General features: G+C 65.5%; 15 protein-coding genes and 1 riboswitch. Of the genes, 5 read left to right on the top strand and 10 right to left on the bottom strand.

Translation table 11 applies throughout. The features are described from left to right. Positions 1–64: 64 nt before the first annotated feature. Together ppc and ACCQ07_RS04115 are read right to left on the bottom strand one after the other, a co-directional pair. Positions 65–2,779, bottom strand: a complete 2,715-nt coding sequence (ppc, locus tag ACCQ07_RS04120) for a phosphoenolpyruvate carboxylase (RefSeq protein ID WP_011346444.1) — start codon at positions 2,777–2,779, stop codon at positions 65–67. A 354-nt stretch (positions 2,780–3,133) separates the two neighbouring features. Then, the gene (locus ACCQ07_RS04115; RefSeq protein ID WP_372363816.1) at positions 3,134–5,668 is read right to left on the bottom strand and encodes a S9 family peptidase; all 2,535 of its coding nucleotides are present in this window, start codon (positions 5,666–5,668) and stop codon (positions 3,134–3,136) included. A 125-nt stretch (positions 5,669–5,793) separates the two neighbouring features. Continuing rightward, a riboswitch (S-adenosyl-L-homocysteine riboswitch) is annotated at positions 5,794–5,906 on the top strand. A 31-nt stretch (positions 5,907–5,937) separates the two neighbouring features. Between ACCQ07_RS04115 and ahcY the strand changes: the two genes are divergently transcribed. Then, positions 5,938–7,380, top strand: a complete 1,443-nt coding sequence (ahcY, locus tag ACCQ07_RS04110; RefSeq protein ID WP_031421135.1) for an adenosylhomocysteinase — start codon at positions 5,938–5,940, stop codon at positions 7,378–7,380. A gap of 238 nt (positions 7,381–7,618) precedes the next feature. On the opposite strand, the gene ACCQ07_RS04105 is transcribed toward ahcY, so the two are convergent. The 5 genes from ACCQ07_RS04105 to ACCQ07_RS04085 form a co-directional block, all read right to left on the bottom strand. Continuing rightward, the gene (locus ACCQ07_RS04105; protein ID WP_372363815.1) at positions 7,619–8,401 is read right to left on the bottom strand and encodes a class I SAM-dependent methyltransferase; all 783 of its coding nucleotides are present in this window, start codon (positions 8,399–8,401) and stop codon (positions 7,619–7,621) included. Positions 8,402–8,432: 31 nt separating this feature from the next. Beyond that, positions 8,433–9,365 carry a sulfotransferase domain-containing protein gene (locus ACCQ07_RS04100; protein WP_372363814.1) on the bottom strand — a complete coding sequence of 311 codons (933 nt, stop codon included), beginning with the start codon at positions 9,363–9,365 and terminating at the stop codon, positions 8,433–8,435. Positions 9,366–9,857: 492 nt separating this feature from the next. Beyond that, positions 9,858–10,544, bottom strand: a complete 687-nt coding sequence (locus tag ACCQ07_RS04095; RefSeq protein WP_005910850.1) for a sulfotransferase family protein — start codon at positions 10,542–10,544, stop codon at positions 9,858–9,860. A 150-nt stretch (positions 10,545–10,694) separates the two neighbouring features. Beyond that, positions 10,695–11,252, bottom strand: a complete 558-nt coding sequence (locus ACCQ07_RS04090) for a DUF3228 family protein (protein WP_029818693.1) — start codon at positions 11,250–11,252, stop codon at positions 10,695–10,697. Positions 11,253–11,486: 234 nt separating this feature from the next. Next, positions 11,487–12,032 carry a DUF2058 domain-containing protein gene (locus ACCQ07_RS04085; protein ID WP_008573524.1) on the bottom strand — a complete coding sequence of 182 codons (546 nt, stop codon included), beginning with the start codon at positions 12,030–12,032 and terminating at the stop codon, positions 11,487–11,489. A gap of 716 nt (positions 12,033–12,748) precedes the next feature. Between ACCQ07_RS04085 and ACCQ07_RS04080 the strand changes: the two genes are divergently transcribed. Beyond that, positions 12,749–14,119 (top strand): alpha-amylase family protein, encoded by a 1,371-nt coding sequence (locus ACCQ07_RS04080; RefSeq protein ID WP_372363813.1) that lies wholly within the window; start codon positions 12,749–12,751, stop codon positions 14,117–14,119. 382 nt (positions 14,120–14,501) lie between these two features. On the opposite strand, the gene ACCQ07_RS04075 is transcribed toward ACCQ07_RS04080, so the two are convergent. Further along, on the bottom strand, positions 14,502–15,437 hold the full coding sequence (locus tag ACCQ07_RS04075; RefSeq protein ID WP_029818690.1) for a Gfo/Idh/MocA family protein: 936 nt from the start codon (positions 15,435–15,437) through the stop codon (positions 14,502–14,504). Positions 15,438–15,813: 376 nt separating this feature from the next. Between ACCQ07_RS04075 and ACCQ07_RS04070 the strand changes: the two genes are divergently transcribed. After that, entirely contained in the window at positions 15,814–16,218 is a 405-nt protein-coding gene (locus ACCQ07_RS04070) for a VOC family protein (protein ID WP_372358099.1), read from the top strand. A gap of 79 nt (positions 16,219–16,297) precedes the next feature. On the opposite strand, the gene ACCQ07_RS04065 is transcribed toward ACCQ07_RS04070, so the two are convergent. Together ACCQ07_RS04065 and ACCQ07_RS04060 are read right to left on the bottom strand one after the other, a co-directional pair. Continuing rightward, positions 16,298–18,058, bottom strand: coding sequence for a S53 family peptidase (locus tag ACCQ07_RS04065; protein WP_372363812.1), 1,761 nt, complete (start codon positions 18,056–18,058; stop codon positions 16,298–16,300). 238 nt (positions 18,059–18,296) lie between these two features. After that, the gene (locus ACCQ07_RS04060; protein ID WP_372165243.1) at positions 18,297–19,274 is read right to left on the bottom strand and encodes an NAD(P)H-quinone oxidoreductase; all 978 of its coding nucleotides are present in this window, start codon (positions 19,272–19,274) and stop codon (positions 18,297–18,299) included. 410 nt (positions 19,275–19,684) lie between these two features. Here ACCQ07_RS04060 and ACCQ07_RS04055 point away from each other — a divergent pair, with 410 nt between their 5' ends. Together ACCQ07_RS04055 and metF are read left to right on the top strand one after the other, a co-directional pair. Then, a complete protein-coding gene (locus ACCQ07_RS04055; protein WP_071117836.1) occupies positions 19,685–21,067 on the top strand; it encodes a glycoside hydrolase family 2 TIM barrel-domain containing protein in 1,383 nt (460 codons plus the stop codon). A 39-nt stretch (positions 21,068–21,106) separates the two neighbouring features. Next, positions 21,107–21,934 (top strand): methylenetetrahydrofolate reductase [NAD(P)H], encoded by an 828-nt coding sequence (gene metF, locus ACCQ07_RS04050; protein ID WP_008573251.1) that lies wholly within the window; start codon positions 21,107–21,109, stop codon positions 21,932–21,934. Positions 21,935–21,967 lie beyond the last annotated feature (33 nt).

The following is a 21,967-nucleotide window of genomic DNA, read 5'->3' as shown; positions in this document are numbered from 1 at the left end:
CGGCGTGATTGCCGTTGGCTTGCGGTGGTCTGTTCCCTACCCGCCCCTGCAGCCGGCCATGCAATCAGCCGGTGTTCTGCACGCCCTGCGAGACGCCGTTGACGCAGGCCACCAGCGCACGCAGCAGCGCTTCGTCTTCGCCATCGGTGGCGCGCCAGCGTTGCAGCAGATCCACCTGCAGCACGCTGATCGGGTCGATGTAGGGATTGCGCAGACGGATCGACAACGCCAGCCGCGGGTCGTGCTGCAACAGCGACTGTTGTTGCAGCAGCGCCTTCACCCAGGCCTTGGTCAAGGCAAGTTCGTCGCGAATCAGCGGGAAAAACCGCGTGTGCAGGTCGCCGGACAAGCGCGAGAACAACTCGGCGATATTCAGGTCGCCCTTGGACAACACCATGGCGATGTCGTCCAGAAAGGTGCGGAAGAACGGCCAGTCCTGCGCCATTTCGCGCAAGGTGTCTTCATGCCCGGCATCCACCGCCGCCTGCAGGCCGCTGCCCACGCCGTACCAGCCGGGAATCACCGCACGCGCCTGGCTCCACGCAAACACCCAGGGAATCGCACGCAGGTTGGACAAGGCCGCGTCCTGGCCCAGCCGCCGCGACGGACGCGAGCCCAGCGTCATGCGCTCGATCACATCGATCGGCGTGGCCAGACGGAAGTACTGCATGAACTCCGGCGCGCCGACGAAGGCGCGATACGCAACCGTGCTGCGTTCGGCCACCAGATCCATCACCGGGCGCCAATGCGCCTCGCGCGGCTCGGGCGCACGCGGGCGCAGGCTCGAGAGCAGCACCGCGCCGGTCATCTGCTCCAGCGAGCGCAACGCCAGAGCGCGGATGCCGTACTTGCGGTGGATCACCTCGCCCTGCTCGGTGACGCGCAGGCGGCCATCCACGCTGCCGCGCGGTGCGGCATCCAGCGCGCGGCTGGTCTTGCCGCCGCCGCGCGCGATCGAGCCGCCACGGCCGTGGAAGAAGGTCAGCCGCACGCCCAATTCGGCGGCCGCTTCCAGCAACTCGACCTGCGCGCGTTGCAGGCCCCAGCGCGAGGCGGCGATGCCGCCGTCCTTGCCGCTGTCCGAATAGCCCAGCATCACCATCTGCGTATCGCCGCGCGCGGCCAGATGCTGGCGATACACCGGGTCGGCCAGCAGGTCCTGCACGGTGCCGGTGCCGCCGCGTAGATCGTCCACGGTTTCGAACAGCGGCACGATATCCAGCGGCACCGCGCCGGCATCGTCGACCAAGCCACCACGCCGGGCCAGTGCCAGCACGGTCAACACGTCGGCGCGGTTATGCGCCATCGAGATGATGTAGCTGCCCAATGCATCGGCGCCATGGCGGGTGCGCGCATCGGCAAGCGCGGCGAATACCGCATCCAACCGTGCATTGCCTTCATCGTCCACGCGCGGCAAAGGTTCCTGCCCTGCGGCATACGGGCCGAGCACGGCAGCGCGCTGGGTGGCATCCTGCGCATCCCAATCGGTCTGGCCCAGGGCATCGGCCACCGCGCGCGCATGCACGCTCGATTCCTGGCGCACGTCCAGCCGCGCCAGATGGAAACCGAAGCTGCGCACGCGCCACAGCAGACGCCGCACCGCGAACCACCCGGCATGCAGGCCCTTGTTGGCCTGCAGGCTGTCCAGGATCAATTGCAGGTCGTGCTCGAGCTCCGAAGGTGCGCTGTAAGCGCCCTCGGCATCGTCCAGTGTGGCCTGCAGGCGCGCGCGCATCAGGTCGTTGAGCAGGCGGTACGGCATGTCGCCATGGCGCGGGCGCGAACGCGCGGCCGCGTCGGGGAGCAGCGCGCGGTAGCGCTCCAGCTGTGCGGTGAGTTCGGCGCTCACCTGCACCAGCGTGGTCGATTGACTGAGCAGGCTGGCCAACTGCCAGAGTTCTTTCTGATAGCGGTCCAGCACCGCGCGCCGCTGCGCGTCCAGCGTCCCGGCGATGGTCTTGGCATCCACATTGGGATTGCCGTCCATGTCGCCGCCCACCCAGGTGCCGAAGCGCAGCAAACGCGGCAATGCCGGCACGCTGCCGTAGGTTTCTTCGATGGCGTGTTCGAGCGTTTCGTACATCACCGGGATGACGCGATAGAGCACCTGGGTGAGGTAGAAGCCCACGTGCTCGCGCTCGTCGTCCACGGTGGGGCGCACCGGCGAGGAATCGGCAGTCTGCCACGACGCGGTCAGGGCCATGCGGAAGCGCGCGGCGTCGCTGGCGCGTTCGTTGGGCGTGCGCATGCCGTCCAGGTTGTCGACCAGGCTGGCGACCATCAGCTGTTCTTTTTCCAGCAGCGCGCGCCGCACCGCCTCGGTGGGATGCGCGGTGAACACCGGCTCCACATCGATGCGCGGCAACCATTGGCTGAGTTCGTCCAGGGTCACGCCCTGCGCCTTGAGGCGGCGCAATGCGTCATGCAGGCCATCGGGCTGCGGCGTATCGGTGCCGCTGCGCTGGTATTCGCGGCGGCGGCGGATGCGGTGCACGCGCTCGGCGATGTTGACCACCTGGAAATAGGTGCTGAACGCCCGGACCAACGCTTCGGCGTCACGCGGCTGCCGTCCGGTGAGTTGTTCGCTCAGCGTGGAAGGTGGGGCATCGCTTTCGCGCCGCGAGATGGCGGTGGTGCGCACGCGTTCGATTTCATCGAGGAATTCCGCAGACACCTGCTCGGCGAGCAGATCACCCACCAGTGCGCCGAGCCGACGCACATCGTCGCGCAAGGGAAGATCGGGGGTAGCGAACACAAGACTGCTGCGGTACTCGTTCATCGGAAACGCACACCCTCTTCAAGCGCAAAGTCGTCGAAGACTAACCCAAAAGGATTAGATGATCGCGACCGGCACGACGGTTTCAACACCAACCATCGTGTGCTGGCGCACGTGGCGATGAATCTCGTCGTGGCGCGCTCGCGCGCGATGGGGCGTTACCGGTAATGCCCCATCGCGGGCAGGCCCGCTCCTACAGGTGATCGCGGCACCCATCTATACGGCTCGGCAGCCGTTGCCGGCACCACATCGGCCACATCCTCATCCGCTGTAGGAGCGCATCCGGGCGCGACGAAGCTTCATCGGTAACGGCGCATCGCGCGCGAGCGCGCTCCTACCGTGCCAGCGCACCACCGATCAACGCGTGCGCATAGCGCCGGTCTCCTTTACCGGCTCGCCGACATTGGTCTTCAACCACTGCTCGCTCTCGGCCAGCATCTGCATGATCGATTGCCGCGCGCGGTAAGCATGCGATTCGTTGGGCAACATCACCAGGCGCGCCGTGCCACCCAGGCCCTTGATCGCGGCGAACATGCGCTCGCTCTGGATCGGGAAGGTGCCGGTATTGTTGTCGTCCTGGCCGTGGATCAGCAGCAGCGGGTCCTTGATCTTGTCGGCGTAATTGAATGGCGACATCGCCTGGTACACCGATTGCGCCTGCCAGTAATTGCGCTCTTCGGCCTGGAAACCGAACGGGGTGAGCGTGCGGTTGTAGGCGCCGCTGCGTGCGATGCCGGCCTTGAACAAGCGCGTGTGTGCGAGCAGGTTGGCGGTCATGAAGGCACCGTAGGAATGCCCGCCGATGGCGATGTGCTCGCGGTCGGTGACGCCACGCCGCACCACTTCGTCCACCGCGGCCTGCGCATCGGCGATCAGCTGCGGCACATAGGTGTCGTTGGGTTCGGCATTGCCTTCGCCCACGATCGGCATGCTCGGGTTGTTGAGCACCACATAGCCGATCGCCAGAAACGCCTGCGGCCCCCAGTAGCTGATCGCGTTGAAACGGTACGGCGAATCGGTGACCTGGCTGGCGGTGTCGGCGCTTTTGAATTCGCCCGGGTAGGCCCACATCAGCAACGGCCGTGGCCCGTCGCGCTTGGGGTCGTAACCGGGCGGCAGCAAGAGCGTGGCGGTGAGGTCCACGCCGTCGGCACGCTTGTAGCGGATCTGCTCCTTCTGCACGCCGCGCAATTGCGGCAGCGGGTGCGCGAAGTGCGTCAACGCGCGCGCCGCGGTGCCATCGCCCAGCGACTGCACGACATAGTTGGCCGGTTCTTCCGGCGATTCGCGGCTGAGCAGCAGTTGCGTGGCCTGCGCGTCCAGCAAGGCCAGCGGCGCCGAATAGGTCGGCGCCTGCGAATGGAACAGCCGCGTGGCCTGCTTGCTGCGCAGATCGAATCGATCGACGAACGGGCGGTCGCCCTCCGGCGAAGCACCTTTGCCGAACAGGAACAGGCTGTTGCCATCGCTGCTGGTCTGCAGCAGCGGGCGGCCCTTGCCGTCGGCCACCGTCGCCGGCGTGCCCGGGTCCTTGTAGCGGTCCTGCGAGGAGCGGTCCCACAACAGTTCGGGCGCGCGTTGCGGTTGATCCGGTGCGATACGCCATTGCTTGGTGCGGCGGGTCTTCCACCAGCTTTCGCTCAAGATCGCCAGATCGCCGCGGCCCCACTGGATGCCTTCGAATCGGCTGCCCAATTGCGCCAGCGTGACCGGCGCGCGGTTGAACGGCGCGGCCTGCATCCGCACCGCGTCGCGGACCTTGCTCTCGCGTGCCGGGTCGCCACCGTCCTGCGCTTCGGCCCACACCAGCGTGGCCGGTGCATCGTGCCGCCAGGCGATGTCGCGCACGCCGGTCGGCACCGCATCGTTTCCGGTCGGCAGGCCTTCCACCAATGGCAGCTGCGCGATCTGACGCACCAGTTTGCCCTGCAGGTCCAGCACCTGGATGCTGCGCGGGAAGTTGTCCACCGGCACCAGATACGAAAACGGCCGCTCGCTGCGTTCGCTCAGGATGTAACGGCCATCCGGCGACACCGACAGGTTGAGATAGATGCCTGGCGTGGCGATCGGGCGCACCTGCCCGGCCACCGTGACGATGATCGGCTGGCCGGTGGCGTAGTACTCGAACACGCGCGCATCGGCTTCGTTGCGCAGCAGGTCCTGATACGTGGGCAGCGAGCGCACCCCGGCAGCCGCACTGGTCTGCTGGGTCGCCGGCCCGGTCGGGATCGCATCGCGGGTCGGCGGTGCGCCCTGTCGTGCAACCTGTTGCTGCAACAGCAAACCACTGCCATCGGGCAACCAACGCAAGTCGTCGTTGACGCTGGTGTTCAAGCCGGCCAGCAGCCGCCGCGCTTGCCCGGCCGCCACGTCCACCAGCCACAGTTCGTTGGCGCCGCTGGCGGCATCTTCGCGGCGGAACGCCAGATGGCGTTGGTCGGGCGACCAGCTCAGATCGGCCAGCGACAACGGGGAGGGCAACCCGGCGATCTGCCGCTCGCTGCCGTCGGCCACCGACAGCAGCCACAGCTTGCTGGCGAACGAAAAGCGGCTGGCCGCAAAGGTCTTCGGATGGATGCGCAGGCCGGCCAGCTTCAGCTCCGGCTGGGCCACCTCGGCGATGTCCGGCAGTGCGGGCATTTGCAGCATCGCAGCCAGATCGCGCCTGGGCGAGAGCTGCAGCAGCGGCGCACGCGGGGCATCCACCACCGCCTGCAGTGCCTTGGACGGCAGTTGGTAACTGCTGCCTGGCGCAGGGCCTGGTGGAGCAACTGCCGCGTTGGTCGCTGCCGGGCGAGCCGTCCCGGCCATCACCGGTGCGCTCAATGCCAGCACCCCTGCCAACGCCCATGTGTGCTGCCGCCAGCCTTGCGCATGCCGTTTCGCCCGCATCGTCCGTCCCCGCTGATGATCGACTCCGGACCATAGCAGCCGCCTGTCGGCCGCTCCCCTGCCGTTGGTAGGGGGTCGGCCGCAATTCATGCCGCGCGAGGGTGCTGCCGATATAATCGGGCACTCTCGTCGAGGGGCGCTGCGACCGGTAGAGCGGACTGATCCGCTCACTGCACCACAGGTGCAGGTACACGGCCAGGCTCGACCAGCAGTTACCGTTCAACGGCGCCCGGCATTGCAGACATTCGTTTGCCTACCGGAGCCATTGCATGAACGCTGTCACAAAGATCACCCCGCATACCGACTACAAGATTGCCGACATCTCCCTGGCCGATTGGGGCCGCAAGGAGCTGGACATCGCCGAGCACGAAATGCCGGGCCTGATGTCGATCCGCCGCAAGCATGCGCAGACCAAGCCGCTGAAGAACGTCCGCATCACCGGCTCGCTGCACATGACGATCCAGACCGCCGTGCTGATCGAAACGCTCAAGGACATCGGCGCCGATGTGCGCTGGGCCTCGTGCAACATCTTCTCCACCCAGGACCACGCCGCCGCTGCGATCGCCGCGACCGGCACCCCCGTGTTCGCCTGGAAGGGCGAGACGCTGGAAGAGTACTGGGACTGCACCCTGGACGCGCTGACCTTCACCCTGCCCGACGGCACCCTTACCGGCCCGGAGCTGGTGGTGGACGACGGCGGCGACGTCACCCTGCTGATCCACAAGGGCTATGAGCTCGAGAACGGCAGCACCTGGGTGGACGAGCCGGCCTCCTCGCACGAAGAGGGCGTCATCAAGGCGTTGCTCAAGCGCGTGGCCGTCGAGCGCCCGGGCTACTGGGGCCGCGTGGTCAAGGACTGGAAGGGCGTCTCCGAGGAAACCACCACCGGCGTGCACCGCCTGTACCAGATCGCCGAAGCCGGCAAGCTGCTGATCCCGGCCATCAACGTCAACGACTCGGTCACCAAGAGCAAGTTCGACAACCTCTACGGCTGCCGCGAGTCGCTGGCCGATGGCCTCAAGCGCGCGATGGACGTGATGCTGGCCGGCAAGGTTGCCGTGGTCTGCGGCTACGGCGATGTCGGCAAGGGCAGCGCCGCCTCGCTGCGCGCCTATGGCGCTCGCGTGATCGTCACCGAAATCGACCCGATCTGCGCATTGCAGGCGTCGATGGAAGGCTTCGAAGTCAACACCATCGAATCCACCCTGGGCCGGGCCGACATCTATGTCACCACCACCGGCAACAAGGACATCATCACCGTCGAGCACCTGCAGGCGATGAAGGACCAGGCCATCGTCTGCAACATCGGCCACTTCGACAACGAGATCCAGGTCGATGCGCTCAAGGCGCTGAAGGACGTGCAGAAGATCAACATCAAGCCGCAGGTGGACAAGTACGTGTTCCCCAACGGCAACGCGATCTTCCTGCTGGCCGATGGCCGCCTGGTGAACCTGGGCTGCGCCACCGGCCACCCGAGCTTCGTGATGTCCAACTCGTTCGCCAACCAGACCCTGGCTCAGATCGACCTGTGGGAAAAGCGCGACACCTACGAGAAGAAGGTCTACATCCTGCCCAAGCACCTGGATGAAGAAGTTGCGCGTCTGCACCTGGAAAAGATCGGCGTGAAGCTGACCACCCTCACCAAGGACCAGGCCGACTACCTCGGCGTGCCGGTGGAAGGCCCGTTCAAGCCGGATCATTACCGCTACTGAGACGTGGGCGCATGTTCGCCCATCCTCGACAGTGTCAATCAACGGGCGCCGCAAGGCGCCCGTTGTGCTTCAAGGCCATGATCGGCACGACGTCGAAGCTGAATCTGCGCACGCGTTGCACTACGCGTTGTCGCCTGCGCTGTGGTCGGCCGAACGTGACAGACCGCGCGGCGGCCAGGGCCACGACACGCCGACATTTGCTGCAGCCGCTATTGACCGATCTTCGCCGATGGCACTGTCAGCCGCGTGCGCTCGCCTCGTCCGCATCCATCGCAGCAGGCTCATACACGGAGATCTGGCTACGGCTGCGCGCAGTGTAGGGCTGCCCGCTCCAATCGCCCCATCTGGCCCGCAAGCGCAAGCCGGCGATCCGTGCCATCAGATCCAGCTCGGAAGGCCAGAGGTAGCGATAGCGATCGTTGAAGACGCGGGTCGCCGACTCCCCGATCATCACGATGCGCTGCTGGATCAGCTGCCGGGCCGGATCGGCGCTGGAGCACATCAGCATCACCGGCACCTCGCCCTCGTCCAGGGCCGGCGCCTCCAACGACCTCACTTTGCCGTCCGCCAGCAAGGTCTCCGCCTGCGGCACCATCGTCTGCAGGACGAACACGCCGGACGTTGCCAGGCGCTCGCGCACCGCGCGCAGGCAACGCAATTGGTCGTCCTGCGTCAACAGATAGCCGAGCGAATACACCGAATAGATCAGGTCGAACGGCCCGGCGACCGGGACATCGACAAAATCGGCGCAGACCAGGGTCAGTCGCTCTGCACCGGGCTTGGCACGCAGCATGTCCAACATGCCAGGCGAGTTGTCGATGCCGCAGACTGCCGCGCCGCCAGCCGCCAGCGGCAGCGCGATACGGCCGGTGCCGATCCCCAACTCCAGCGCCGTGCCAGTGCCGACCAGTGCCGCCAATGCCTGCGCACACTGCGCTGCACTGGCAGCGGCCCAGTGGTCCCTCAGGCGATCGTAGTATTGCGACACCTGATCGTAGGCGTGCGCCGACGATGCATCCATGCCCTTCTCCGCGAAAGAATCGCTGGCCACCCTAAGCAACCATCCCGGTCGTCGCATGCGCCGCCGACGCAACATCGCCGGTGGCGAGCCAATGCGCGCACTCGGCGCCAAGCTCGGCGACAACACGCTGGCGATAGGCCGCATCGACTGCCGGTGCCAGTCGGTCACGCCACCGCCCATTGAGACCTTGATTGAAGAAGGCTCGGCCGCCGTCGCGCCAGAAACCGGCGCCCTGTGGAACGTAGCGCGCCGCGTGCGCGCGCATGTAGTCCAGACTGCAGTGCGCCAGCACGCGCTCGCAGCACTGGGCATCCAGCGGGATATCCAGGAATGCGGCAATGCGCCGCACTTGCGCAGGCAGGTCATGCAGCAACGCGGCGTAATGCACCAGCAGCACGTTGTCGTAATCGCGCAGCGCCCACCAGGAACGCACGTCCTCCCAGAACGGCCACAGCGGCGCACCATCGGCGCGCATCCAGTTCTGGAAATAGTCCTCCACCGAGCACGTGGGCGGCGGCATGACCTTCAATTTACCGTTGCTGGAGGGCTCCGCATCCAGACGCGCCTGTGCATCCGCGCTGACTGCCCGCTGATGGTCGTACAGGCTCCAGACGATGTCGCGCGCATCGCGGCCGACGTAGAGATAGCGGGCGCGTTCGGATAGCACCAGCGCATCGGCGGGCAGATGGGTTTTCACGAAGCGGCGATGGCGTTGCTCGGCGAGCAGCCGCTGCTTGGTGGCCTTGTCCGGATACACCGAGTCGAACCAGGGCGACAGCCGCGAGACCTCGATCTCCTCGGTGCCGCCGAAGATCAGTTGCGCGACGATCTGCTGCACCCAGGTCGTCCCTGCCTTGGCATAGCTGGCGATGACGACATCGTCGTCGCGAAAGGCGAAGTCGTTCCAGACTGTCGAGTCGAAAAAGCGACTGGGATATTCGCGCTGCTTGGAGGGCATGCCCACATCGGCGTCCTGTCGGTTGTCATCGCATCGGGCTCATCGGATATGCACGCGTGAACACTTCGCAACCGCATGATCCGCATCCGCGCCTGGCTCCAAGTCCCGGCAAGACGGCATAACGTCTGCCGCACATCCGCACACTGCACTTGCAGCACATCGGTAACCTGCGGCAGCGCGCATCGCCGTCGCCGACGATGCGCGTGCATGCGGGCCATCCGGCAAAGCCTGCCCGGGCATTGCAGTCACTGCGTGTAGATATACGCCACCTTGCGCGGACCAAACATTTTTAGAATCTTCGAAAACACGAGTGACAGCATGGCTTTGGCAGTTTTCATCACGCGCACCTCTTCTGGAAGTTTCAGAAATGGCGAACTTTGACATTCGCCTTATTCAGGCTAGCAATAGTCATATGGCCAATCAACATCATGGTTGGTACTTTATTTTTAAAATCAAATTATCGGGCATGTGTCGCAGAATAAGCCACGCAATGTGCGTTTATCCGAACAGATCTTCGCGCAGGTACTCCAGATATTCGCGCACGTGTCGCTCGCGTGCGGCAACGTCGTCCGGCAGACGCAAGCCGCGCGTAAACCAACGCAGCCGCGGCCGTGCGTGCAAGTGTGGGTAAGGCTTGTGCGGCAGCGGTACGCCGAGGAAGCTGCATAGTGGCGCCCAGCCTTGCCGAGCCGAAAATACCAGCAGCCGTTCGGCTGGCACCGTATCGATCACCGCCTGATTCCAGCGATTGAAGTAGTCGACCATGAAGGCGCGGTCCTGACTGCGCCCGCCCATCTGCTGCTTCAAGAACGTACTGAATGTTTCGCCTTCGGGGCCGACGAAGGTGCTCTTTCTGCCCGGCATCAGGATGGTCTGGGTCACCGACTCGAACCAGCTGTCGGGATCGCGCACCGTCAGGACGACCTTGGCCTGCGGATATACCTCAATCAATTGCCGCCAGTAATAGCAACCAGGATGGTCGGTGCTCGAACGGTAGCCGGCGAAGATGGTCGACCAGTCTGCGGCACCGCGCTCGGCGGCATTCCACAGCGGCAGTGCCGTACGCATGTTCGCGGCGACCTCCGTGGCGTGATAACACGGTCCAAATCCCAAATGTTCCAGCGCGAACTTCAGCGACAGCGTCCCGGTTCGGCCTAGGCCAGCACCAAGCACTTCTAACGACATGGCGATTCTCCGATCCGTTACACGCAGGGCGGCAACCTAGCACGCAGCCATGGCGTACGTCCCGGCATTGGCAGTCAGGATGGATGTGGCAACTACACGCGCCATGCGCGATTTAAGTGGCGGACAAGAACGCGGATCGCAACGACGCGCTCACCCGCGCCAATTGGCATTGCGCTCCCAGAACGCCACGCTACGCCGATATGCCTCGCGGTCCAGCGGCGTGCCCGAGCCGCCCTCTTCCACGCCCAGGGCATTGCGCAACATGGTGATCGGTGCCATCGGAATCTCGTCCGGCTCTGCGGTGTACAGACAACCGACCACACCCCAGTCTGCCTCGATGGGCGTGCCTTCCTTGGCCAACTGCTCGCGGCTGTAGAGGATGGGCAGCAGATAGCCGGCCACCGGTGGCTCGACACCTTCGAACCACCGCACCAGCACGGCCAATTCCTGCGTGCTGCGTGCCTCGTAGCCGGAACGCAGCAGGTGCCGGTTGTCTTCGGTAATGGGAATGGTGAGGCAACGGGTCGAGGTCCAGTTGCGGTGCACATGCAATTGGCAAAACGGCGCATAGCCCTCGATCACGCGTAGCGGCGCCTCGTCGTTGAGCCGCTGGATGAACTGCTCCGGCGTGCAGTCCTGGATGGCATTGCGACGCCCATCGCGCGGAAACAAGCGGGTGCGGGCGAACTGGGTCAGGACGATCGACATGAGTGGGGTATGCGGCGACAAAGAGCGCCAGGGTAGCGCGCAGGCGTTCGCACGACTACGTTGATCAGCATCAGCCGACCGCGCGGCGATCGGACTGACCCGAGTGCCTGGCCTGGTTCCCGACAGTCACCGAACATGCACCGACAGCATGCAGGTACGCAGCATGCAGCGACGTCGCGCCTGCGGCGGAGCGGGAACCGTCCGGCAATCACCCAACGCGGCCGTTCGCCGGCGCTACCAGATCAAATCGTCCGGCACCTTGAACTGGCTGTAGTACTCGTCATCGCTGTCGGCGGCAGCCGGCGCGCTGTTGCGTCCGTGGTCCAGCACCACCGCATTGGCATCGCGGCTGTAAACCTTGTCGGCGGCCGCACGCGGAATCAGCTCGAAACCATCACCGTACCGCACGATCACCAGCGCGCCGCTGGCCAACTGGCTGCGCAGCGTCGTGTTGACCAGCACGCTGCGGATCACGCTGCCGTCGTTGAAGCGGTAGTCGATCTCGCCTTCGCGCTTGACCTTGTTGGTCTCCACGATCTGCCGTACCTGCGCGAGCACTTCCTGCTGGCGCACCTGCACGTTGCGCTCTTGGGCCAGCGCACGATCGCGCTCGGCACGCTCGGCCTGCAGGCGCGCCGCATCGATCTTGTCCGTCGCCGCCGGCTGCACCGCCGCGCCCTTGGCATGGCGCTGTTTGACCTGCTCGCGCGCAACCTTGTCCACCTGGGCTTTTTTCACCAGGCCGGCCTTGAGCAGCTGTTCTTGCAATGGATTGCGCATCGGGAGGCCGGGCAGTGGACTGGCGACTAGTTTAACGCGGCCAGCACCGGCCCATCGTCGTGGCCGGGCCGAGCCGTTGGGATCGCCTGCAATCCAGATTGCAGCCATGCCGCTGCCAGGCGCAGCCAGCCGCAGGTTCGGGCTTATCGCCGCTGCGGCGGGCGATCGCTGCTCGGCGCGATGCGGATGCGGCATGCAAGCCGCGAATCGGCACCTCAGGCCTTGCCGCACGAGGGCAGCGCAGCGTGCAACGATGACGTGCACACTGCCGGCGGCGAACAGCGAAGCAGCTGATCTGTGTCACCCGCGACGGTCTAGCGAGATTGCGCCGGCCACGTTGCACGCGCAGCATGGTAAGGATGAGCATTGCCTATCGCCAAGCCTTGATGTGACAAGGCAAGTGCAGGCGAGATCGCAACGGCCGCGTGGTTCCCTGATTTTTGCGACCAATCGCGCCGTTGGCGCCCAACCCGGCGCCCAGTTTGCTGGCCCGCTGCAGTGAATACGTATGCACAACCTCCATGCTGCGCCGCGATGCGCGCTTAGCATCACCGCGCGCTGCACGCCGTGCGCGCGCTTTCCGGAACAGGGGCCGGAAGCCTTGATGCGGGCATCGCGCACTGCGCGTCGGCCTGCGCTTACCACTGGAGATCGATCCGATGCGCAACACGCCTGCTCATGCCCCACCTTCCCTGATACAACGCGGTGCACGTCTCTTGCTGACCGCATTGGTCCTGCTGCTGACCACCGCCAACGCGCAGGCCGATGTCATCCTGCATGCCTTCAACTGGCCATATGCCACCGTCGAAGCGCGCGCCAAGCAGATTGCCGATGCAGGCTATCGCAAGGTGCTGGTCGCCCCCGCGTACCGCTCCGAAGGAAGTGCCTGGTGGGCGCGCTATCAACCCCAGGACATCCGCCTGATCGACAACCCGCTCGGCGACACCGCTGCATTCAAGAAGATGGTCCAGGCGCTGGCCAACAACGGCGTGGAAACCTATGCCGACATCGTGTTCAACCACATGGCCAACGAAGCGGCCACGCGTTCAGACCTCAATTACCCGGGCAGCGTGGTGCTGTCGCAGTACGCTGCAGACCCCGGCCGTTACGATTCGTTGCGCCTGTTCGGCACGCTGCAGTCAAACTTCCTCAGCGCCAGCGATTTCGGCCCGGCGCAATGCATCAGCAACTACAACGACGCCTACCAAGTGCGTAATTACCGCATTTGCGGCGGCGGCAGCGATCCAGGCCTGCCGGATCTCGTGGGCAACGACTGGGTGGTGCAGCAACAGCGCGCCTATCTGCAGGCGCTCAAGAGCATTGGCGTGACCGGCTTCCGGGTGGATGCGGCCAAGCACATGACCTTCGACCATCTCAACCGCGTCTTCGATGCCGGCATCCGCTCGGGTGTGTATGTCTTCGGTGAAGTGATTACCGGCGGCGGTACTGGCAATGGCGATTACGACCAGTTCCTGGCGCCGTATCTGCAATCCACGCCGCATGCAGCCTACGACTTTCCGTTGTTCAATGCGGTGCGCAATGCGTTCGCGATCGGCGCCAGCATGCAGCAGCTGGTGGACCCCGCCGCGTCCGGACAGGCATTGCCGGGCAATCGCGCCGTGACCTTTGCAGTGACCCACGACATTCCCAACAACGCCGGCTTCCGCTACGTGATTCTCGACCCGGTGGATGAGACGCTGGCCTACGCATACCTGATCGGTCGCAACGGCGGCATGCCGATGATCTATACCGACAACAACGAAAGCGGCGACAACCGCTGGGTCAACGCCTATCTCCGCGAAGACCTGCGCCGCATGATCGGCTTCCATAACGGCGTGCAGGGCACCGACATGCAGGTCTTGTCGTCCAGCTCCTGCCATATCCTGTTCCGTCGCGGCAGCCTAGGCATCGTGGGCATCAATAAGTGCGGCAACCCGGTCACCACCACGGTGGGAATGAACAACAGCGTGTTGTACTGGAATGCCGACTACGTGGACGCGTTGGGCTCGGGCAACGTGGTGCGCATTTCCAGCAGCTCGTACACCTTTACCCTGCCGGCGCGCGGGGCGCGCATGTGGCGCCGCTGAGCAGCCACCACAGCATGGCGGTGGCACTACGTTGCAGTGCTCCCATCGTTTGAAATGGTGACTGCGACGTTGGCGTGCGACGTTGCACGCCAACGCCGCAGGGCGATCAAGGCGAAGCCCCCGACGCAGCCGGCGTATGGGGGCTTCGTTGTCTTTACGTGCTGGCGCCGATCGACTGCACCAGGATGCCGCGGGGTGCAGTACACGCCCACTCGCATCGATGAACCGCCAACACGCCTTGCAGTCGGCCCGTTTCCTGCGCACCGCGCACCGCGGTGGGCGGACGACCGTGTGCCCCGAACCCGCTTCCATCGATCGCAGTCGGCCGCAGGACCGCTGGCATTGACCAGCGGTGTTCACCGTTGGCGAGCGGCAGAACGACTTACCAGGCGAACGCTGCGGTGACCTGGCGTGCGCCGAGCATGAACGCATCTGCCACGTGCACGAACGGTGCAATATCCACTTCCGATTGGCCCGCGCGCACCAGCTGCACGAAGCGCCCGTACAAGCCGTCGTATTCGCTGGACGCTGGCAGCGCCTTAAGTTGCCCATCGATGCTCAACTTGGCCCCGCCTTCGCTGAGCATGAGCAGGCCCGCGGTGGTTTCCACTTCGATGTCCCAGCGCTGGTGGCCGGTCTGCAGGAAATCGAATTCGGCCGTTACCGGGAGTCCTGCGGTGTCGACGAATGCGAGCCTGGCATACAGCGGCGCCTGGCGGTTTTCCGGGGTATGCAGCTCGGCGTCGCGCAGCGCCAAGCTGCGCGGCAGCAGATGGGTCACGATGGAGAGCGCATTGATGCCGGGGTCGAACACCCCCATGCCGCCAGGTTCCAGAATCCAGTCCTGGCCCGGATGCCAGTGGCGAATGTCTTCCTTCCAGGTGATGTGCGCGCGCACGAGTTGCTTGTCGGCCAACCATGCACGGGCAGGCTCGACACCGGCTGCGCAACGCGAATGCCAGCTGGTGAACAGGCTACGTTGCGCACGCCGCGCCACGTCCTGCAGGTCATGAATTTCGGCGAGCGTGGCAGCCGGCGGCTTCTCCAGAAACACATGGCGGCCGGCCATCAACGCGGCCTGCGCCAAAGCGTGCCGTCCGACCGGTGGCGTGCACAAGGCCACCGCTTCGATCTGCGGCTGGGCGGCAAATGCGTCTTCCAGGGTGTGATAGGCAGGCACACCGTCGACCGTGCCATGCCGGCTCACGGTGGCCACCAGCTGCACATCGTCGCGCGCGGCGATGGTCGGCACGTGCTGGTCGCGGGCGATCTTGCCGATCCCGACAAGGGCGATACGCAATGCGTCTGGATGCTTCATCGAAACCTTCGTGCTGGTAGGGGTGGCCACCGATGCGAACGCCTGCACGCACACTGCCAGGCCAATGCTGCAGCGGCGCGATGCGGAGAGCGCACGCGACGGCGCAGTGTACGGTCAGCGTGCAGCCCACTGCGAGACATCTCTCCTGCTTGTTTTGCTATACCTGTATGCCAGCCGCTGCCTACCGGGCCTGCTCAGTTGCGCCACGAAGACAATGCGCGACGGCTGCAGACGTTGTCGGCGCGGCGGTTGGAATTGGCGGTGCTCGACCACACGCCACTAGCCTCTTTTGCAGCATGCGATTGACGCCGGCGCGCGTGCAGACAAGTATCGCTGCCGGCACGCCGCTGTGCCGTCGCCATCGAAGGCTGCACCGATGTTGCATCACGTTTCGCTGGGCGTTCGTACGATCGAGATATCCGCCGAATTTTTCGACGCAACGCTGGGTGCGCCTGGCTATGTGCGGGTGTGGTCCGATCTGGAGCCAGGCACGCTCGACCAGGCGGTCGGCGATGGCAGGCCCGGTGGCGAGGATTGCCTGGCGTTGAAACAACGCCAGGCAACGCAATGTGCCCCGGGGGTCGGATTCCATCTGGCATTTGCCGCCACCGACGCGTCCGCCGTGGACGCGTTTCACCGAGCCGCGCTACGGCACGGCGGTCACTGCAATGGCGCACCCGGCTTGCGACCGGATTATGGCGATGACTATTACACCGCGTTCGTCATCGACCCGGACGGCCACCACATCGAAGCGGTGGTCGACTGTACGCCGCCACGGTAACCAGCACCGCCGCTACGCAACGTTGGAATATCGGTGGGTTAATGCGCAGCGACAGCGAGCTCGCCATGCGCAGTGAAGGTCATGGCGCTGCCTGCGTCAGGAAACGGTCGAAGTCGCCGATGTTCATGCTGCCCCAACCCGACGCGAAGTCCCAACCGTAGCTCGCGTTGTATCCATCGCGATACAGGCCATTGCTGCCGACCACCACGTCATGGGCGCGCTGCGCATCGTGACGCTGGCTCGCGTACTGATAGATCTGCGGCGCGACGAAGCCCAGAGTGGGATGCGACTGCAACAGCCGGGCGATATAGCCGGCGAAGGTCGGGGTGGCGGCACTGGTCCCCCACACATACCAGGCAGCCTCGTTCCCTTGCGCATCGGTGCCGCGGATCTGCGCACTGCTGTAGAACGAGCCATTGAAGCTGACGTCGGGCACAGCGCGGTAGCCGGAGGCCGTCTGCCCCGGCAGCAGGGTGCGCTGCCACTGCGGCGCATAGGCAATCTTGCTGAGGCCGCCCTGGCTGAGGTGGCGGCCGACACCGGCATTCCAGACGCGCTCGGAGGCGTAGCTGCCGGGGTTGCCGCCCTGGGTCAGCAACTCGGTGGCGCCCACCGCAATCGCGTAGCGGTGCGAAGCCGGCCAACCGACCTGGCGCAGGTCCGGGCGCCCCGCCAGCGTGTCGTAATAAGGCGCGTTGGCGCGTGCGCTCAGCGGCAGGTAGACGCCGTCGTCGCCGCTGCAGATCAGGAAGTTCTGCCCCTGACGCACCGCCTTGGTCAGGCTGGCGTCCATGGCCTGGAAGACCGCGTCGTTGACCTGGATTTCCTGCCCATAGATCGACATGCTGACCACGCGGGCCAGGTTGTCGTCGGCCGCGCGCGCCATGCCATCGATCATGCTCTTCCAGGAAAAGTCCGGGATGTTGTAGATGATCAGGCGCTTCAACCCGCCGGCGCTGCCGACCAGCAACTGGGTATCCATGTCCCACTCGACTTCCGAATCCTTGCTGGCGGCATCGGACTGGTAACCCGGCGCGCTAGGGTCGCCCACGGTCACCACCGTGACCGGGGTGTGCAGGCCGTGCAGGTCCTGGAAGCTCTGCAGCCGCGCGAGGGTATTTTCCAGATTGCCGGCGGCAATGACCGCACCGACGATATCGCTGGCCGGTGCCAGCGTATCGGCGCCGTACGCGCTATTGAGCTCTTCGATGCTGTGGCGCACGACTTCTGCGCCGCCGCCGCTGTTGGCGGCCGTCACGGCGCTGCTGTTCAACAACGATGTGCGCGCGGCGCTCAGCGGCGCCCCGTGCGGGGTGACCTTGGCGCCGGCCGTGCCGTCCAGGCCAACCACACCTTGCACCACCGCCTGCAAGCCGGCCGGCACTGCGACCGTGCCCTGAGCAGCGGCAACGCCGAGGCGGCCATCGGCACTCACTGCCCGCAGCGGGGTGCCAAGGGCAGCCTGCAATGCCGTCGCTGTCGCGCGAACCTGCAGCAGGCGGCCATCGACGGCCGGGCGTACATCGGTGATGCCATACCGGCTCAGATAGGCCTTGACCTGTGCGATATCGCGGGTGGAAGCAGCCGATGCGCGTGCCAGTTGGCCGCGCAACAGCGGATCGCCGCCATCGCGGGTCAACCACTGCTCCACCGCCGCTTGTTGCTGACGCATGGTCACCTGCGGCTTGAGCACCAACCCCACCTGCAGGATGCGTTGCGGCGCCAGCGCGCCACCGACGGCGAGTTGCGCAGGTGCCTGTTCGGCTGCCTGCGCGACACCGGTCATACCCAGTGCGACGGCGCAAGCCAGGACGGCCTGAGAGAAAGAGCGCGTCATCATTCGTGTGCCGCCATTGATCGTGAGTTAACAGGCTGCGGATTCTCACGAGGCGGCAGTGGTTTCAGGCGCAACAGTGCGAACTCTGTGTGCGTAAAACGATGCGGCCGCGAACTGCCACGCGAACCTCGTGCCGAGGTAGCTGTGCGATTGCGCGGTGGCGCGGCCGGCGCTTGTCGATCGCCGGGCGCACGGCGCCTGCAGCCGCTGGCGCCGAGCTGGTTGAGTCCAGTGCTACGTGCTACATCTCCAGCACCACCTTGCCCAGGTGACTGCCCTGCTCCAGGTAACGATGCGCCGCAGCCGCTTCGCTCAGCGGGAAGCGCTTGTCGAGCAGTACGCGCAGCTTGCCCTGCTCGATCCATGGCCACACCACGCGCTCCACTTCCGCCGCCAGCCGGGCTTTTTCGTCTGCATTGCGCGGGCGTAGCGTCGAGCCGGTGATGACCGCCTGCTTGCGCATCAGCACCGGAATCGGCACCTCGATGGTGGCGCCGGCCTGCGAGGCGATGTAGACGATGCGTCCGCGCGGGTTGAGCGCTTCCAGGGTGTCGGCGAAGACCGCAGCGCCCACCATGTCGAGCGCAACATCCACGCCGCCGTGCGCCTTGGCCACCTCGACAAACGACGCAGTGGTGGAATCGATCGCCACATCGGCGCCCAACTCGCGCGCCTGTGCCGCCTTGCTGGCCGAGCGCGCGGTGGCCAGCACGTGCGCGCCCGCCGCCTTGGACATCTGGATCGCCGTAACGCCGATGCCCGAGGTCGCACCATGCAACAGCAGCCATTGGCCTGCCGCGAGCCGGCCGTGTTCGAACAGATTGGCATAGGCAGTGAAGATGGTTTCCGGTAACGCGGCGGCGTGCATCAGATCCATGCCGGCGGGAATGGGCAATACGTGACGCGCATCGACGGCGGCGTATTGCGCGTAGCCACCGCCACCCAGCAGCGCGCACACGCGCTCGCCCCCCTTCCAGCGACCAGCCGGCTCGACGATTTCGCCGGCGATTTCCAGCCCCAGCGTTTCCGGCGCGCCAGGTGGCGGCGGGTAGTGCCCGGCGCGTTGCAGCAGATCCGGGCGATTGATGCCGGCGGCATGCACGCGGATCAGCACCTGCCCCGGTGCCGGACGCGGGCGCGGTTGTTCGGTGGCGTACAGCGCGTCGGCGTCGCCCTTGCCATCGCGGATGGCGATGGCGGTCATCGTGGTATCGCTCATGAAAGCGCTCCATGGAAAGTGCGCCCAGTGTAGGCGTGCAGGCGTCAACGCCCGGCGCAGATGCACTCCACGGTTTCCAGCAGGCATTGCCACGGCAGCGGCAAGCCAGCGATGGTGGGTCTTCGACAACGCCGCGGTACTGCGTAATGTTCGAAGGACACCATGTGCGTTGGACAAGCGGTCTTCGCCAACCTCTTCCTGCATGTCGCATTGCAGCCCAATGGCGCAAAGCGCTGCGCTCACCGAATGCGCAGCAACTTCAAGCAGGCAAGCGGCGCGCGATTGCAACCCAGTCCCCAGAACCGGATGCGATTGACCGCAAGCAACCCCAACCAGGCAGATGCTGCGCGGCCGCCCGCATCACGGTATCCCGGCCTATGCTGGTGCCTTGCTGACCACCAGGAGTCGCCATGCAACTGTCATGCAATGCGCGTGTCATCGCCGTCTGCGTGTTCGCACTGGTCGCGAGCACGCAGGTCAGCGCGGCGCAGGTGCGCATTGCGCAGGAAGCAGACGGCTACCGCCTGTTGGTGGATGGCGCTCCCTTCGTGATCAAGGGTGCCGGCCTGGGCAATGGCAGCATGGAAACGCTGGCCGCACGCGGCGGCAACGCGTTGCGCACCTGGCGCGTGGATCCGGACCCGCAACGCCAGCGCGCCCTGCTCGATCGCGCACAAGGCAACGGCCTGAAAGTGGCGGTCGGCATCGAGGTCGGCAACCAGCGGCATGGCTTCGATTACGACGATGCAACGGCAGTGAAACAGCAACTGCAACGCATCCTTGCGCAGGTACGGCAATCGGCGGCGCATCCGGCGGTGCTGATGTGGGTGGTCGGTAACGAGCTCAATCTGGATTACACCAATCCCAAGGTCTGGAATGCGGTCGGCGAGATCGCCGAGGCGATCCATGCCATCGACCCGGATCATCCGGTCACCACCACGCTGGCCGGTTTCGACAAGCAACTCATCGACCAACTCAAGACGCGCGCGCCGGCACTGGACCTGATCGCCGTGCAGCTCTACGGCGATATCGCAGCGCTCCCGCAAAAGCTGCACGAGAGCGGTTGGCGCGGCCCATACGTGGTCACCGAATGGGGCCCCACCGGGCACTGGGAATCGCCGACCACCTCGTGGGGCGCACCGATCGAAGACGACAGCACGCGCAAGGCGCTATTGCTGGAACAGCGCTACCGCAGCGACATCGCCAGCGACACCCGCCAGGGGCTGGGCTCGTTCGTGTTCCTGTGGGGCGACAAGCAGGAGCGCACGCCCACCTGGTATGGCCTGTTCCTGTCTTCGGGCGAGGCCACGCCCAGCGTGGACACATTGCAATTGCTGTGGACCGGCCAATGGCCAGACACCAGGGCGCCAACGGTAGCGGCGCTCACGCTGGCTGGCCAACGCGCCACCGACAGCGTGAGCCTTCGCCCGGGCCAGGCCGTGACCGCACGCATTCGTGCCAGCGGCGCATCCGTACTGCGCTACGACTGGCACGTGCGCAGCGAAAGCACCGCGCGCAGCATCGGGGGCGACCCCGAGACGTTGCCACCGCTGGTCGATGCCGCCATTGCGCCGAACCGCATGCCCGGTGGTCGCAACGGCGCAGGCGCTACGGGCGAGGAGGTGCGTTTGGTCGCACCACCGCCGGGCAATTACCGCTTGTTTGTGGAAGTGCGCGATGACGCCGGCCGCGCCGGCTATGCCAACCTGCCATTCCGCGTGCTGCCGCCCTCACCGGCCCTGCGACAGTGCGCATCGGAACCGTCGCAATCTGATATGCATTCATCGCGATGAAGCGATATTATCGCCAGACGATCCGCCGGAACCGCCGCGATGACGCATCTCAGTTTCGAGTTCTACCCGCCCAAGACCGATGATCAGCGCGCGCAACTGGACCGCACTGCAGCCAGGTTGAAGGGCTACGCGCCGGAGTACGTGTCGTGCACCTTCGGCGCCGGCGGCTCCACGCTCAGCTACACCTCCGAAACGGTACGCCACCTCAAGCAGAAGCATGGCTTCGAAGCGGCGCCGCACCTGTCCTGCGTCGGCGGCAGCCGGCAGGAAATCCGCGAGCTGCTCAAGCTGTATCGCGCCATCGGCTGCACCCGCATCGTTGCGCTGCGTGGCGACCTGCCGTCGGGCATGGGCCATCCGGGCGACCTGCGTTACGCCTCGGACCTGATCGCCTTCATCCGCGCCGAGCACGGCGCCGCGTTCCGGATCGAAGTCGGCGCCTATCCGGAAACCCATCCGCAGGCGGCCGACGCGCTCAGCGACCTGCGCTATTTCAAGGCCAAGGTCGATGCCGGCGCCGATGCGGCCATTACCCAGTATTTCTACAACGCCGATGCCTACTTTCATTTCCGCGACGCAGTGCAGCGGATGGGCGTGGAGATACCGATCATTCCCGGCATCATGCCGATCTCCAATTTCTCGCAGCTGCGGCGGTTTTCCGAGCAATGCGGCGCAGAGATTCCACGCTGGATCGGCAAGAAGATGCAGTCCTACGGCGACGACGCCGACGCAGTGCGCGCCTTCGGCGCAGAGGTCGTGGCGGCCTTGTGCCAGCGCCTGATCGCAGGTGGCGCGCCGGCATTGCATTTCTACACCCTCAATCTGGCCAAGCCGACCACGCAGGTGTTGCAGCTGCTCGGACGCTGAGCACCTGCTTCGCATTCCAGTCGTCGCCCTCGC

Origin of the sequence: Xanthomonas sp. NCPPB 3583, assembly GCF_041475715.2 — a bacterium.
In the GTDB taxonomy this organism is placed as follows: Bacteria; Pseudomonadota; Gammaproteobacteria; order Xanthomonadales; family Xanthomonadaceae; genus Xanthomonas; species Xanthomonas euvesicatoria.
The sequence above is the reverse complement of the archived record's forward strand: the minus strand, read 5'-3'. Positions and strand labels throughout refer to the sequence as shown.